This window comes from Nocardia brasiliensis ATCC 700358 (assembly GCF_000250675.2).
In the GTDB taxonomy this organism is placed as follows: domain Bacteria; phylum Actinomycetota; class Actinomycetes; order Mycobacteriales; family Mycobacteriaceae; genus Nocardia; species Nocardia brasiliensis_B.
The window spans coordinates 2421444-2436064 of the sequence record NC_018681.1 but is presented as its reverse complement, the minus strand read 5'-3'; the positions used below and the strand labels follow the sequence as shown (position 1 = coordinate 2436064).

17 protein-coding genes are annotated in these 14621 nt (G+C 65.3%); 10 read left to right on the top strand and 7 right to left on the bottom strand.

Going from position 1 to position 14621, the window contains the following annotated elements; all coding sequences use genetic code 11:
* The first annotated feature begins 50 nt into the window (after positions 1-50).
* Positions 51-398: a hypothetical protein gene (locus tag O3I_RS10915; protein ID WP_141692059.1), complete on the top strand. Its 348-nt coding sequence runs from the start codon at positions 51-53 to the stop codon at positions 396-398.
* A gap of 61 nt (positions 399-459) precedes the next feature.
* Here the strand turns inward: O3I_RS10915 and O3I_RS10910 are convergent, their stop codons facing one another.
* Both O3I_RS10910 and O3I_RS47030 read right to left on the bottom strand, forming a co-directional pair.
* Positions 460-1092, bottom strand: a complete 633-nt coding sequence (locus tag O3I_RS10910; RefSeq protein WP_014982965.1) for a vitamin K epoxide reductase family protein — start codon at positions 1090-1092, stop codon at positions 460-462.
* A gap of 68 nt (positions 1093-1160) precedes the next feature.
* Entirely contained in the window at positions 1161-1820 is a 660-nt protein-coding gene (locus O3I_RS47030) for a WhiB family transcriptional regulator (RefSeq protein ID WP_424769567.1), read from the bottom strand.
* Between O3I_RS47030 and O3I_RS10900 the strand changes: the two genes are divergently transcribed.
* Entirely contained in the window at positions 1785-2219 is a 435-nt protein-coding gene (locus O3I_RS10900; protein WP_014982963.1) for a pyridoxamine 5'-phosphate oxidase family protein, read from the top strand. The two genes, O3I_RS47030 and O3I_RS10900, sit on opposite strands and share 36 nt — an antisense overlap.
* A 48-nt stretch (positions 2220-2267) precedes the next feature.
* A complete protein-coding gene (locus tag O3I_RS10895; protein WP_141692058.1) occupies positions 2268-2732 on the top strand; it encodes a hypothetical protein in 465 nt (154 codons plus the stop codon).
* Positions 2733-2795: 63 nt separating this feature from the next.
* On the opposite strand, the gene O3I_RS10890 is transcribed toward O3I_RS10895, so the two are convergent.
* Genes O3I_RS10890 through O3I_RS10880 form a run of 3 tightly spaced genes read right to left on the bottom strand, consistent with a single transcriptional unit; the run spans position 2796 to position 4601 of the window.
* Positions 2796-3356 (bottom strand): flavodoxin family protein, encoded by a 561-nt coding sequence (locus tag O3I_RS10890; protein WP_014982961.1) that lies wholly within the window; start codon positions 3354-3356, stop codon positions 2796-2798.
* 31 nt (positions 3357-3387) lie between these two features.
* Positions 3388-3957, bottom strand: coding sequence for an LpqN/LpqT family lipoprotein (locus O3I_RS10885; protein WP_014982960.1), 570 nt, complete (start codon positions 3955-3957; stop codon positions 3388-3390).
* The gene (locus O3I_RS10880) at positions 3954-4601 is read right to left on the bottom strand and encodes a response regulator (protein ID WP_041562545.1); all 648 of its coding nucleotides are present in this window, start codon (positions 4599-4601) and stop codon (positions 3954-3956) included. The genes O3I_RS10885 and O3I_RS10880 overlap by 4 nt, the downstream gene beginning before the upstream one ends.
* A gap of 638 nt (positions 4602-5239) precedes the next feature.
* On the opposite strand from O3I_RS10880, the gene O3I_RS42545 reads away from it, so the two are divergent.
* Positions 5240-6094: a hypothetical protein gene (locus O3I_RS42545; protein WP_014982958.1), complete on the top strand. Its 855-nt coding sequence runs from the start codon at positions 5240-5242 to the stop codon at positions 6092-6094.
* Positions 6095-6206: 112 nt separating this feature from the next.
* Here the strand turns inward: O3I_RS42545 and O3I_RS10870 are convergent, their stop codons facing one another.
* The gene (locus O3I_RS10870; protein WP_237748280.1) at positions 6207-6785 is read right to left on the bottom strand and encodes a flavodoxin domain-containing protein; all 579 of its coding nucleotides are present in this window, start codon (positions 6783-6785) and stop codon (positions 6207-6209) included.
* Positions 6786-6959: 174 nt separating this feature from the next.
* Here O3I_RS10870 and O3I_RS10865 point away from each other — a divergent pair, with 174 nt between their 5' ends.
* Positions 6960-8150, top strand: coding sequence for an RNA-guided endonuclease InsQ/TnpB family protein (locus O3I_RS10865; RefSeq protein WP_014982956.1), 1191 nt, complete (start codon positions 6960-6962; stop codon positions 8148-8150).
* Between the two features lie 19 nt (positions 8151-8169).
* Here O3I_RS10865 and O3I_RS10860 read toward each other — a convergent pair whose 3' ends face one another.
* Entirely contained in the window at positions 8170-9150 is a 981-nt protein-coding gene (locus O3I_RS10860; protein WP_014982955.1) for an Acg family FMN-binding oxidoreductase, read from the bottom strand.
* Positions 9151-9400: 250 nt separating this feature from the next.
* On the opposite strand from O3I_RS10860, the gene O3I_RS10855 reads away from it, so the two are divergent.
* From O3I_RS10855 to O3I_RS10835, 5 genes are all read left to right on the top strand, one after another.
* On the top strand, positions 9401-11158 hold the full coding sequence (locus O3I_RS10855) for a GAF domain-containing sensor histidine kinase (protein WP_051066564.1): 1758 nt from the start codon (positions 9401-9403) through the stop codon (positions 11156-11158).
* Between the two features lie 262 nt (positions 11159-11420).
* Entirely contained in the window at positions 11421-11954 is a 534-nt protein-coding gene (locus tag O3I_RS10850; protein ID WP_014982953.1) for a hypothetical protein, read from the top strand.
* A gap of 188 nt (positions 11955-12142) precedes the next feature.
* Entirely contained in the window at positions 12143-12928 is a 786-nt protein-coding gene (locus tag O3I_RS10845; protein ID WP_014982952.1) for an alpha/beta fold hydrolase, read from the top strand.
* The gene (locus tag O3I_RS10840) at positions 12925-13821 is read left to right on the top strand and encodes an alpha/beta hydrolase (RefSeq protein ID WP_014982951.1); all 897 of its coding nucleotides are present in this window, start codon (positions 12925-12927) and stop codon (positions 13819-13821) included. Before O3I_RS10845 ends, O3I_RS10840 begins: the two co-directional genes overlap by 4 nt.
* A 10-nt stretch (positions 13822-13831) precedes the next feature.
* Positions 13832-14620, top strand: a complete 789-nt coding sequence (locus O3I_RS10835; protein WP_014982950.1) for an enoyl-CoA hydratase/isomerase family protein — start codon at positions 13832-13834, stop codon at positions 14618-14620.
* Position 14621: the final 1 nt, after the last annotated feature.

Below are 14621 nucleotides of genomic sequence, written 5' to 3'. Positions count from 1 at the left end.
CTGCTGCCGCGCTGTTTACCGGCGGGCCGTGGTCTCGATAAAGTGTTGTGGTGCAAAAGAGTTTGAGCAAAGGCGATGGTTGCGAACTGCCTGCGAGCGCTGTCCATTGGCTCAGCGACGATCCGCAGCCGGGGATCGTCTTGGTCGAATTCGCTGATGCGCACGGCCGACCTCACCAACTTGTAGGCAAGAGCGCTCTGTTCGGCGGCGAACTGCTGCCGACGTCAACTTATCCCCGCCCCACCACGATCCAGTGCACCATCGAAGAGATCAACGACGACACCGCCACCATCAGCACATGGTGGCTGTCCGGCGGCCCCGACGACGTACCGTTCGTCTTCGACGTGCGATCGGACCTCCTCACCCCAACCGACCGCCTACCGCCCTCAGATCCCTGAGCCGGGCATGACGGATTCTCCGGCACGCGCGGCGAGCAAAGGCGGTACGGGGCTGGCATCGTCAGATGAGGGACAGCCAGTAGTCCTGAAACGCCACGAAGACTTGCAGCACAACGGCTGTGCAGAAGAGCGCGACTACGGTCCAGCGCCAGCCGACTATCGCGCGTACCGGGCGGGGCAGCGCTGCGCTGAGCTGATTGCTCAGCACGGCCAGCATGGGAGTGACGACCGCCCACACCACCATGCAGTAGGGGCAGAGTGCGTGAATTCGATAGAGCGTCTGGAAGATGAGCCAGCACACGAACCCGACACCGCAGGCCGTGCCGATCCAGAGTCCGATCCAGATCCACTGTGGCAGCGCGATTCTGGCCACGCTCAGCAGCGCGAGCGGAATCACGACCGAGAACGCGACGACGCCGATGATCGGATTGGGGAAACCGAAAACGGCCGCCTGCGGTGTCGCCATCACCGACCCGCACGACAGAATCGGATTGATACTGCACGACGGCCGATAGTCCGAATCGACAAAAAGTTTGAACCGCTCCACCGTCAAGGTGAACGAGGCCAGCCAGCCCGCCGACGCGGCCAGCAACAGCACCCACGCGGTGCTCGGTCGAGCGACGGACAACCGGCTCGGCCGCACTTCCGCTGCCGCGTCGTCCACTTCGATGCGGGTCGGTTCGGCAAGGCTCATGTAACCCGATTATCCGGAACCGCAGTCGTCGTACGAGGGCCTTTGTGCCACCGGATACAGGCCGATCGTCACCGGCAATCGACCACCGTATGACGACCGGCGCCGTCCATGGCGGTCACCACGATCTCGATCGCACGAGAACGCCGGGCCGCGTCATGCGTTGCCGCCGCGCGCGATCGATCTGCACTCGCGCGCAGCCGGGACAGCTTGATCCGCTGCCGACGGGTGAGCCCACCCCAGATACCCAAGACCTCGTTGTGTTCCATCGCGTACTCGAGACAGGGTTCGCGCACTTCGCACCGGCTACAGATACGCACCGCGAGCAGCGAGGTCTCACCGGCCTCGGGGAAGAATTCTTCCGGATCGCTTTGTGCACAGCTCCCGCTTCCCGCCCACTCCCCCGCCTCGCGTTCGAGCAACTGTGCCGCCCGATCTAACACCGCACTACCGAAGATCTCATACCCGTAGAATTGGATATCGCCATTCCCGCATCGAGAGCCGAATGGCACACCTCGGTAGGGCCGAAAATCCCTGGTTTCCAGTCCGTGATGCTCGTCATGCTCGTCAGGACTTACGTCCTGTAAAACGCTGTCGGCACGGCGGTCCAGTAGAGCCGAATTACTCTGCCCGGCAAGCGGGTAAGGCGATAGCTTCTCGAGTGGACCGCTGGTCGAACAGAAAGAGGCGAGCCGATGGCCGAACTTGTCCGTACCTCCGATCTGGTGCACGAGCTCACGGTCGCTCAGTGCTGGGAAAGATTGGACGAGACCCAGCTCGGCCGGATCGTCGTGCACATCTCCGGCGAACTGGATATCTTCCCGGTGAACTACGCCGTCGACGACGGGAAGATCTATTTCCGGACCGCGCCCGGAAGCAAACTGCTCGAACTGACCATCAACTCGTCTGTGCTGTTCGAGGCGGACCAGGTACTCCCTGAGATCCAACTGGCCTGGAGCGTTGTGGCCAGGGGGCACGCCGAGCAGCTCAGTATCGCGCGCGACGTGCATCACGCGGACACTCTGGCAATCCGACCGTGGATCTCCACGCCGAAATACGAGTACGTCCGCATCGGCGTGCATGCGATCACCGGCCGGCAGTTCCGGCTGAACGACGAGGTCACGCACTGAACCGTGCCGGAGGCCGACTGGCACCACGATTCGAGGGATACCGACTGGATGTTCGCGAACTGCACTACCCCACAGCGGATCTGCACGACATATCGCGACCGGGGTCTGCCGGTGACCCTGCTCGGCTCCCATCCGTGTCTGCTCACCGATGACCGGTTCGGGATGGTCACCATGCCGCGGATACTCGGGTACGAGGTCTCCGCGGCAGTGCACACCGCCCCGGTCATGTTGCACACCAGGTCGAATCGCGTCGGGCTCCTCGTCCGCTACCCAGCCGACACACTCGAGCCGGACCTCATCCGGCGACTGGACGAGCTCGGCGTCCTGATCGTGGCACGCGGAAACCGGATCATGCTTCCGCATTCGGATCGGCAGCTCGGTTGGTCGCCGGTGTGGGTGGTCGAACCCGGCTACGTCACCACCCTTCCGATTCAGGCGGCCGTGCTCAACGCGGTCTGCGCGGTGGCCGGCGGCGTGCCGAACTCACGTTCCAGTCACGCCTCGACGACCTGAACCATCGACAGCGGCAACCGAGTATGTACTCGACTGCCGCTGTGCCACAACGGGTCCGGCTTATCAGCGCATTCCGAAGCGCATCAATCTTTCGACCAGCTCGCCACCCCAGCGCTCGGCCCGCGCGGACTCGTTGCCCGCCAACGGTCCCACCTTGGAGACAACCAGGAAACTTTCTCGCCCGAGGACATCGCAGGCGTGCCCTTGCAGGCGCTTCACGATCCGTCGCGCCGCGGACCCGGTGAAAACGCTCCGGCCTGCGACCGTATCGAACGCCGCGGCACGGACATTCAGCCGCGCGGGCAGCGCATCGAGCCACTCCCGCACACCGGTCACGGATTTGGCCGCACCGTGGCCCTCCGCTTGACGACGTGACGTCGGTGTCGACAGACCCGCATTGTGCGTCGGCGCTCCCACCAGCAGCAGATCGACGTCGTCCAGCGCAGGCATGATGTGCGCGCCGACCACCGTGACGCTCCCGCCGCGCGCCCGAATCCCCTCGGCGACAGCCTCCGCGATCCGCGCGGTGTTCCCGAAACAAGACTCTACGACTATCAAGACGTTCATGCCGCTCCCCTCGGCGTTACCGGTATCGCGTATTTCGGCGACAATGGAATTCGTCAACGTGTTACCTCCTGCATACCTACGACGGCCGTTATCGGGGCAGGGTCACCCACCATCCTTTGAACTGATCGAAATCTTTCGACGCCCACACCGCTGCCTCGGACGAAGAGGGCAGTTGGCTTGTGATGGTGAGCTGCACCAGATGCTGACAACCCCTTTCGCCTATGACGATGTATCGGGTGTCGGCCCGTAGTCGTAGCGAGTCGACGACATACGTACCCGCGATGAGGCAGGACGGATACCTCTCGTACCGCGATTCATCGACAGAGATTTCATCCCAGCCGTGCAGTCGACGTGCGTCGGACACGGCGTGTGTAAGCAGCTCGATGTAATCGACACCAGGAGTCAGTCGCACGACGACGAGCACCGCATTATCGACCCAGCCGTAGCCTTCGATCGGCGGCCGGGCCCAGATCGAATAGACGTCGCGGAAATATCCGCGATCCACTTGCGTCCAGGGCGACGGCGGGACGATCGACACCGTCGGCACACCGGTCGAACCCGGCCGCAGCTGCTCATATCGAACTCCGCAGGCAGCCAAGTAGGTCGCGAGGCCCGCGTCGGCGTCCCGCTCGTGCGGTGTCGGCCAGCTACCGTTCATCGCACGCCGCTGGAGGGCCGCAGTTCGAGGGCGAGCACCGCTGCCTGGCTTCGTCGCTCGACCCCCAGTTTGGTCAGCAGGCGGGAGACGTAGTTTCTGATCGTCTTTTCCGCCAGCGACATTCGTTCCGCTATCTGGCGATTCGACAGTCCTTCGCCGAGCAGTTCGAGCAGCGTTCGCTCCTGCGCGGTGAGATGCGCGAAAGGACCGCGCGGCGCGGCGCCGTCCGCGCGCAGCTTGGACATGAGCGCGGCGGCCGCGCGGTTGTCGAGCAACGATTTGCCCGACCCGACTTCACGAATGGCGTCGACCAACTCCACCGTGCCGATGTCCTTGATGACGTAGCCGCTGACTCCCGCCCGGATGGCATTCAGCATCGATTTCTCGTCGATGAACGCGGTGAGGATCAGCAACTGCGCGCCCAGCCCGTGATTCTGCAGTTCACGGCATAGTGCGATGCCGTCACCATCGGGCAGCCTGATTTCGAGCACGACTACGTCGGGACGCAGCCGCAGGATGTCTTCGATGGCCCGGGACACGGTCTCCGCCTCACCGACCAGTTCGAGGTCGGGTTCGGCGCCGATCAGGTCGGCAAGCCCGCGCCGGACGATGTGATGCCCATCGACCAGGAACACTCTAGTCACGCCACAACCCCTCCCGCAGAACTTCCGGGCGGGCAGCACTGCACCCGATACGCCACTCGGACAACAGGTTTCGCGTTCGGCGCCGGACTCGGGACCGATCCCCATCCGAGCTGATCGAGCCACGACCGCACAAGCTGCCCGACTCTACTCGCGGCCCAACGTATCGGAATGGGATGAATACGCCTGCGGGCAAAGGTCACAACGGTACCCGGCCAATGGGCCCGGGATTCAATGACTTTTGTCCCACCCGCGGCGGACCCGGCAGGTCCCGGACATGCTGTTCATCGAGGTAGTCGCGCGCGCCGGACAACGGCGACCGGGGACAGTCGTCACAAAATGTCCGGACAAAATGTCCCGGCGTCCGATGACTCCGGACTTCTATTCAAGGAACAGCCGCGATGGTTCGCTTGTCACTCGGCATCAGTTCTCGGATTCATGTTTCGAGAATCTCAACGATCGTCCGTGATGCCGCACAGGCTACGCGAAATTTCGGTAACGCGTAGCAGTCGAATGATCGAATCAAAGGAGAACGAATGTCCGCGAGACATGGCTTTGCGCGAATGGGAATCGTATCTGTCGTAGCAACGGCAGGAATTGCATCAGGCCAGTGCTTCGCTTCCGCCGAGCCGGTGGCTCAGTTGGCAAACCCGCTCCTTCGTACCGCCGCGGCGGACGTCGCCCAGCCCGTCGTCGCCCCCTGGGACAACGTCGGCCAGGGCCGGGGCACCGATTTCGAACCGGGAACAAATGGGGTCCTGAGCGATACCGTCATCAAACCCGAATACTTTCCACTGGTAGATCAGCGCCGGCGGGAACTGTTGTCGGCGGCCACGCTCGACGGCGCGGCCGACGGTGCGGCGATCGGCGGGATCGGCGGGGCGGCCGTCGGCGCGACCGTGGGGGCGATCACCGGACTCGGTACCGGCCTGGCCGCGGTTCCGATCGGAGCCGGCATCGGCGCCGGCGCCGGTCTGGTGATCGGCGGTGTCGGCGCCGCCACGATCGGCACGCTCACCGGCATGGCACTCGGCTGCGTCGTCGGGCTGCCGGCGGTGATCGTCGGATGCATCCCCGGCGCGGTGATCGGTGGCATCGTCGGTGGTGTGGCCGGAACCATCGCCGGAGCCATCGTCGGACCATTGGCCGGCACCGCGATCGGCGCAGGCGCCGGAGCGGGACTCGCGACCGCCGTGGGCCTGGGCACCGCCGCTGTCGCCGCCCCCGTCGGCGCGGCGATCGGCGCCGGTCTCGGCGCCGCGATCGGCGCGGCGACCGCGGCCTCGCAAGCCAATCAGGGTCTGGCTCAGCAGAACCTGAACGACCTCGAAGGTTTCGCGTACACGAAGCGTCAGGACGCCGCGGCACCCGTCGCGGCCGCGGTCGAGCCGGTGGCCAGCGCAGTCGAGCCGGTGGCCAGGCAGTTACAGCAAGGCCTGACCGATGTCAGCGCGGCAATCAATTCCGTCACCGAACAGTTCCAACTGGTGAAGTAACCGAGGCGGCGCGGTGCTCACACGGAGCCGGACAGTGGGCACCGCTCTGCCGTCGGAGGCGTCGGCCACCGGCGCGGTGCAGCAGACCGCGGACGCCGCCGAGCGCACGGATTCAAGGGCGGACAATGGTTACCGCGGTCTGCGGTAGCCCGAGCGATTCCCCGATCTTCGCCGACCATGCGGCTATATCGGCCCAGTCGCGCAGGTCCCCGTACCGCATGCCGCCGAGAACCCGATAAATCGTGCGGGCCTTGAAGTCGACCCCGGCCCGTTCGTAGTGACCCGCGAAAGCGTGATAGTCCTCGGGTGCGATCAATGCGCGCAGTGCGGCGATTTCCTTGGGCACCTTCCCACCCAGCCGCCGGCCTATCGGACCGACAAGCGCGGGCCCGAGACCGACACTGAACAGCCAGACCCGTTTCACGGCAAGGATATCCGCGTGCGCGCGGATGAACGACGCTGCCGGTGGGAGGAATTCGCGATGGTGAATCGCACTGCCCAGAATGATCGCATCGAACCCGGTGAGCTGCGGCGCGTGGTTGACACCCGCGACGACGACCTCGGCGCCTCGGGCAGTCAGGTCCTGCCCGAAGTATTCCGCGATGTCGCGGGTGGATCCTTGGGCCGTAGCGAATATCACTGCGATGCGAGTACCTGGCGTTCCCATGGCATTCATGTTGGCGTCACGCAACGGTTCTCGGCAGAGGCGTACGGCCCACGCGGTCAGGACGGAATGTCCCCGTCTGATGGACCATTCCCCCTTTTCCCACGCCGCGACGTTTGCCTATCGTGAAAAACGTCGATCCACGGTGTGTCCATGTCGTTGTGGCCACCGGCACAGACATCAGTCAGAGGGAGGTGACCGATGCGCTCCGTCCAATTGCGTTACAACTTCCGTTGCTATCCGGACGGTCCGCAGCAGGCCGCGCTCGCACGAGCTTTCGGTTGTGCCCGAGTGGTTTTCAACGATGCCCTCGACGCGCGCCAACAGGCCTCCGCTGCCGGTCGCTGGATATCGGACGCGGAGTTGTCCCGGCGATTGACAGCGGCCAAGCGGACCGCCGAACGTGCGTGGCTCGCGGACGTGTCGGCGGTGGTCCTCCAGCAAGCTCTCGCAGACCTGAACACGGCGTACCGGAACTTCTTCGCCTCGGCGACCGGTCGACGACTGGGGCCCACTGTCGGACTCCCCAGGTTCCGGTCCCGAAATGACCGGCAATCCATCAGATTCACCCGCAACGCCCACTTCGCCATCACCGCGGGAGGTCGGCTTCGGCTACCCAAAGTCGGTGCGGTGAAAGTGGTTTGGTCACGGCCACTGCCCGCGGAGCCGACGTCGGTGACGGTGGTCAGAGACACCGCGGGCCGCTACTTCGTCTCCTTCGTGGTCGAATCTGCCGCCGATCCGCTGCCCGAACAGTCAGCTCAGATCGGCATCGCCCGAGGGACGGGCACAGTAGCGGTGCTGAGCAACGGCGCCACGATCGCCGACCCGGAGTTCCTCCGGCAGGCGCAACACAGATTGGATCGGGCGCGGCGCATACTGTCCAGAAAGCAGCCGGGCAGCAAGAACCAGGTCAAGGCCCGGCTGGCGGTCGCCAAAGCCCTTGCGGCACTGACCGACACCCGGCGCGACTGGGCGCACAAGCAGTCGACCGCGATCATCCGCGAAAACCAAGCGGTGTATATCGAAGGACTGCCCTACCGCGCCAAGCCTCCGTCGCGCCGAACCCGCTCGACCGCCGACGACAGCTGGATCGTCCTCACCCGGATGCTCGGCCAGAAGGCCGCTCGCTATGGGCGGCACTTCGGCAAAGTTTCGCCCACACCCGCGCCCGGTTCGCACCACCCCGACCGTGCCGCCCGCACAATTCTCGCCGCCGGGCAGGCGGAGAGCAGAAACGCCTGTGGAGCCGACAAGCGGCCAGGACCCGTCCCGGCACTCGGCTACGAAACAGGAACCCGCCGTACGCGTTACCCACGCCAGCCGGAATCGTCCTTGCCTGCCGGGGCAAGGCACGAGGATGCCAAGACACGCACACCAACCCACCGATAACGCCGCTACCGCGGAGCACTCACGGAACGTCGAACGGATCCACCACCTCGTCGATGGCGCGACGCGGTGTGACGGGCAACGTTTCCGCGCTCGTCGGCGCCCAGCCGACTCTGATCACCACCTGCGCGTGCGCACCGTCGTCCAGCACTTCGAAACGAACCCGGTTGCGCAGCAACGGAAGTTCGAGCGGCTCGCTGAGCGGGCAGGTCGACAGTCCGATGTTCGCCGCGGTCAACAGGACCGCGCTCATGGCCTCGCCGGCACGTAGGCGCGAGACCTGATCGTCGGCCGACGTCGCCAGCACGAGCAGCTCGGCGGTGTCCGGAGTTCGGGCCTGGTCGAGCAGCTGCGGTTCAGTGAAATCTCTTGCGGGAACCTCGGCGTCGGCCCGGGGACGCGGAGTGCTCCTGGCCGGCACACCATCCGCGGACCCGTGGCGTCCGCTCCAGCTCGCGAGTTCGAAACGGTAGTCAGGATCCAGGGCATGTTCGGCGGCCGCGATCCGCATGGCATCGAGCAGGCGATCCCGCGACCGGTCGGTGACCCGGCGCACGAGCACACCCAGGCCCGCGGCGCGTTCGATCAGCAAGCCGAAATATCCGACCGGAATCGGCCAGGAACTGAATTGCCTGCGGTCGCTCTGCCGCCGCGAAATCGCTGCCGAGAGTTCGACATCCTGGGCCGTCGGCCGATGCGCGACCAACTCGATCGCCGCCAGATGATTCCGATCGTCCGGGTTCGGCAGGCGATGCACGATCGCCGACCAGCCCAGCGCCGCGAACGCGATACGCAGATGATGCAGTGCCGCACCACAGCTCAGCACCAGATCACGCTGATCCGGGTCGGTCGACGGTATCGCCCGGTCCGGATCCAGGAACAGATGCACCGACCTGTCCCCGATCCGCCACCGCCACGGTTGAATGTTGTGCACCGACGGTGCCCGTACCGCGAGTCTCAGTGCCGCGCGTACGGTTTCATCGTCCGGCATTCCATGATCCATACCGACTTCCTTAGTGTTCGGGTGCCATGACGGTCGCATACGGTCGTGCCGCGAAGAAGGGTCCGACGGCCCGCATAGCGAGGACCTCGGCCAAGGGTTCGGTCGAATTCGGCCGCCGAATGGCTCTGGTCGCGCCGATCGAGGGTCTTTGGCCCTCGAACCAAGGGCACTCTGCACATTTTCCGAGTGTGCGGCGTGCGTAAGGCTCGAAAGCGAAGGAAACGAAGACCGAAGGAGCCGAGACGTGCCGATGCGGTTTTCCGAACCAGCGCCGAGCGGATTGCCACCGGTCACCGAGACGCTCTCCCAGCTCCGATTACACGAACTACTCGAAGAGGTGCAGGAGCGCATCGCGCAGATCGTCGATACGCGAGATCGGATGGATCGGCTCATCGAAGCGATGCTGGTCGTCACCTCGGGGCTCGATATCGATGACACGCTCCGTTCGATCGTGCACGCGGCCCTGGAGTTGGTGGACGCCCGCTACGGCGCGCTCGGCGTGGTCGAAACCGGCCGGCCCGCCGCCCGGCTCACCGAATTCGTCTACGAGGGCATAGACGATCGCACCCGCGTCATGATCGGTGATCTGCCGCATGGTCACGGCGTACTCGGTCTGCTGATCAGCCAACCGCGACCGATCCGGCTTGCCGATCTTTCCGAACATCCCGCCGCGGTCGGCTTCCCCGAGAATCACCCGCCCATGCGGTCTTTCCTCGGCGTACCGATCCAGGTGCGCAACGAAGTATTCGGAAACCTTTATCTCACCGAGAAAGTGGGTGGCGGTGAGTTCACCGAAGACGACGAAGTCGTCGTGCAGGCGCTCGCCGCCGCGGCCGGCATCGCCATCGCGAACTCGCGCCTTTATGAAGAAGCTCGGATCCGACAGCAGTGGCTGGAAGCCACCCGTGATGTGGCCACCGAACTCCTCTCGGGCGGGACGAATCACGAGGTGTTGAAACTTGTCGCCGAGCGCACGCTCGCGCTCACCGAATCGGCCTGCACCCTCCTGGCCTTGGCCGCCGACTCGAGCACTATCGCGGAGGAGACCGAGCTGGTCGTGGTCGCCGCGGCGGGAAGCTGTGCCCAGCGGTTGATCGGCCGGCGCGAACCCGTGCGTACGACCGCGGTCGGCCGGTCCTATCGCGAGGGCCTGGCAGTCGCCGTGGACACGCTGGCCGGCGCGACGACCCTCGGCAACGTCGCGAAACTCGGACCGGCACTGATACTTCCACTGCAGGCCGGCCATTCGGTCGTCGGCGTATTGGCGACGATACGACCCGCGGGCATGCCGCAGTTGGACCGGGCCGCCCAGTCGATGATGGCGGCCATCGCCGATCAAGCAGCGCTCGCTCTTCGGCTGGCGGATACGCAACGGCGCATGCGCGAACTCGACGTCTTGTCCGACCGCGATCGCATCGCCCGCGACCTGCACGATCAAGTCATTCAACGCCTGTTCGCCGTCGGGCTCTCGCTGCAGAACACGATCCGGCGCACCGAGTCGGCGCAAACCCAGGCACGCCTCGCGGAAAGCGTCGACGATATCCAGACGATCGTGCACGATATCCGGCACTCGATCTTCGATCTGCAGACCAATACGGCCGCTGATTCGTCCACCTATCGAAAACGGCTGCACGGCATCGTTTCCGACATGACCAAGGACACCGGAATACGGACGCGAGTGCACTTGGCCGGACCTGTCACCGTCCTCGCGCCACCGTTGTCCGACGATGTCGAAGCAGTGCTGCGCGAGGCGATCAGCAATGCGGTCCGGCACGCGTCGGCCACGACGATTTCGGTCGAACTCAGCGTGCGTGACGACGTCACCGTCGATGTCACCGACGACGGAATCGGTGTGCCCGACGAGATCACGCACCGCAGCGGGCTGGCGAATCTCGCGGTGCGGGCCGAAAAGCACGGCGGCAGTTGCCGACTGGAGCGGCGCGCCGAAGGGGGCACGGTCCTGCGGTGGGCCGCACCGCTGCCCTCGCCGACCCGTACGGTGCGATAGGACAATTCCCGGCTTCGGCCGGGGCAATTTCCCATAAGAAAGGGCCTTTCGCCACTGGACCGAAACCACACCTTCGAAGTCGCAATTTTTCGGGGACTGCTCATTTTTCCTGATATCGAAAAGAATTCGCACGTAGACGATCCGGTTCGGCATTGTCGAATCCGCTCGCTTGTCGAATAAGAGGGCCCAGGTGAAGGTGAGTCCGCATCCCATCCGGCGATGCGATTGCGCATTCCGCGCCCCGCACAGACAGAGGGTATCGATGAGCAGAAGAAGCAATTCCACGATCAGACGCATTCTCGGCATCGCCGGATTCGCGGCAGTGCTGGTCGCGTCGGGCATGTCCACCGCGAACGCGACACCCACTCCGCAATATCCGCTGGATGGCCGGCTGGGCACGCTCTGGTCGTCCCAGCCGGAGCCGTCCCGGGACAAGCGCGATCCGGACCCCGCGCTGCCCTACATCGATGTGCCGGCCGACTACGTCTACAACCCGACCTTAGAACCGGTTGCCCGACATGACTACTGCACCTCGTCGTTCGACCAGTTCGGCAGCGCGAACTTCGCCGGACCGTGCGCGCGGCACGACATGTGTTACGACGTGGTCGACGCGCGGCGCGCCGAAGGGTGGCGCGAGGCCGGATACGGTCCGTGTAACGCAGCGTTCTACCAAGAACTTCTGGTCAATTGCCGAAACGCGTACTCGGATATCCAGTCCAACGCATTCTCCCTGTGCCACCGCGCCGCCTCCGTGTACGCGTACATGACCGAGGCGACACACTGGGGTCAGAACTGACCCTCGAAGTCCTCGTAGCCGACCAGCGCGCACGCCGAAACGTGCGCGCTGGTCGATCTTTCGCTAGTGACGCTCTTCACAGGAACCGCCCTTGGAAGATGACGACTCCTGTGCCAGCCTTGATATAGGTAACAGACTTTGACCTATAACATGCCCGATGTGCCACGCCCCCCACGAACCGAGGACTCATGGAACCCAACCCTGCCCCCGCTGTGGTGTTCATCCCCGGTTTCCTGGATGACAGGCACGTGTGGGGCCCGCTGATCGCACGATCGACACTGGACCCCACCCGATGCGTGCCCGTTGATCTCGCGGGATGCGGTGACCGCACAGCCGAAGCGGGCCCGTACTCGCTGGCCAGGTTCGCCGATGACGTGCTGACGGTGCTGGATTCGCTGGCGTCGCCGGTCGTGCTGGTCGGGCAGAGCATGGGGGCACCGATCGCGGAGCTCGCCGCGGTCGCCGCCGGTAGCAAGGTCCAGGGTTTGGCATTACTCACGCCGGTGCCGTTGGCGGGCACCGCTTTTCCCGAGGATGTGGTCGCCCCGTTCCGCGCAATGGCAGGCGACGAACGCGCGCAATCCCAGACCCGGACCGACCTGTCGTTCGCACTGCCGCCTGCGGAGTTGCGGCGCCTCGCCCGGACCGGTGCGCGCATTCGCACCGAAGTGGTTGCGGGGCTGGTCGATTCATGGAATGACGGGCTGCCGGGCGCACCGGTGCCGAGCGAGTTCACCGGCCCGGTGCTGATCGTGCGCGGGGATCGAGATCCCATGGTCACCGCCGAGATGGTCGCTACGCACGTGGCGCCGCGCTTCCCGGCGGCACAGGTGCACATGATCGCCGATTCAGGTCACTGGCCCCACCTGGAGCAACCGGACTCGATGGCCCGGCTGCTGGATTCCTTTGTACGGCAAGCACTCGATGGACGCGTCGAACGTTCCGTCACCGCACCCAGGAAGGACCGATCGTGACACAGCAACAAGAAGTCGAGTTCCCGGCCGAGGACGGTGTGCTGCTGCGCGGCACCCTCTACCTTCCCGACGGCCCCGGCCCGCATCCCGCGATCACCATGACCGGCGGCTTCGGCAGCGTCCGCCAGCAGGGCATCCAGCCCTACACCGACAAATTCGCCGGCGCGGGCTTCGTGGTGCTGTCCCACGACCACCGCAGCTTCGGCGACAGCGACGGCGAACCGCGCCAGGACATCGACCCGTGGCAGCAGATCCACGACTGGCGCCGCGCCCTGTCCTTTCTCGAAGCCAGCCCCGAGGTCGATGCTCAGCGAATCGGGCTGTGGGGCAACAGCTATGCGGGCGGGCACGCGATCGCGCTCGGCGCGACCGACCGCAGGCTGCGCGCGGTCGTCGCGCAGGTGCCCAATATCAGCGGCTATCAGTCGGGGCTGCGCCGGGTGCCGCCGGACCTGACGCCCGCCTTCGAGCACGAACTCGACGAGGACGAACGTGCGCAGGCACAAGGGAATCCGCCGCGCTACCAAGCCCTGGTCGACAAGGATCCCGCCACCCCTGCGGCCTACCACGCGCCCGATGCCGTCGACTTCTATCTGTCCACCGTGCCGGAAGGCGCGCGCTGGGAGAACAAGGTCACCTTGCGCTCTACTCGCAAGGCGCGAATGTACGACCCGGGCGGTTTCGCCGCCCGTGTCTCCCCCACTCCACTGCTGATGATCGTCGCCTCGCACGACACCATCAGCCCCACCGATCTCGCGTTGGCCGCGTATCGCGAGGCGCTGGAACCCAAACGCCTGGAACTGATGCCGGGCGGTCATTTCGACCCGTACCTGAGCGGATTCGAGCATTCCAGCGACGCGGCCCTCGACTGGTTCACCACCCATCTGGCCTGAGGAGAGCACTATGAGCACTGTCAGCCTTTCGATCGATGCAGACGTCGCCACGATCACCCTCGACAACCCGCCCCAGAACCGGCTCAGCGCGGAATTCATCGACGATCTCGATGCCGCGGTCGGTGCGGTCGAGGCCAGTGCGGCCCGTGCCGTCGTATTGCGCGCCGAGGGGGACGATTTCAGTCTCGGCGGCGATTTCGTGCCCTGGATCGACTTGTCGAACCGCGCGCGCCAAGCCTTCTTCGACCGTGCGATGGCGGTCTACACCCATTTCGAACGGATTCCGGTGCCGGTTGTCGCCGCGGTACAGGGCCAGTGCTTCGGCGGCGGCTTCGAGCTGGTGTTGCGGGCCGATATCGTTTTCGCGGGTGAATCCGCGCAGTTCAGTCACCCGGAACAGCTGCTGGGCATCACCACGCTGCTCGGTGGCGTCTACCGGGTGGCCGCACGGGTGGGCCGGGCCCGGGCGATGGAATGGGCGCTCACCTCACAGCGGATTCCGGCCGCTACGCTCGCCGAACTCGGCATCGTCAATCATGTTGTCCCCGATACCGACCTGCTCGACCGGGCGCGGGCGTTCGCCGCCGACGTGGCGACCGGCCCGACACTCGCGCACGCCGCGCACAAGCGGCTACTGCGTACCTGGGCCGACGGCGGCATCGCCGCGGCGGACAGCCAGGTGATCGAGACCTCGATACCGCTGTTCGAGACCGCCGATGTCGCCGCCGGATTGAAATCGGCCGCGGCTGCCCTCGCCGCCGGCCGGCCCCGCCCACGCCTGCAATTCCAGGGGCGCTAGC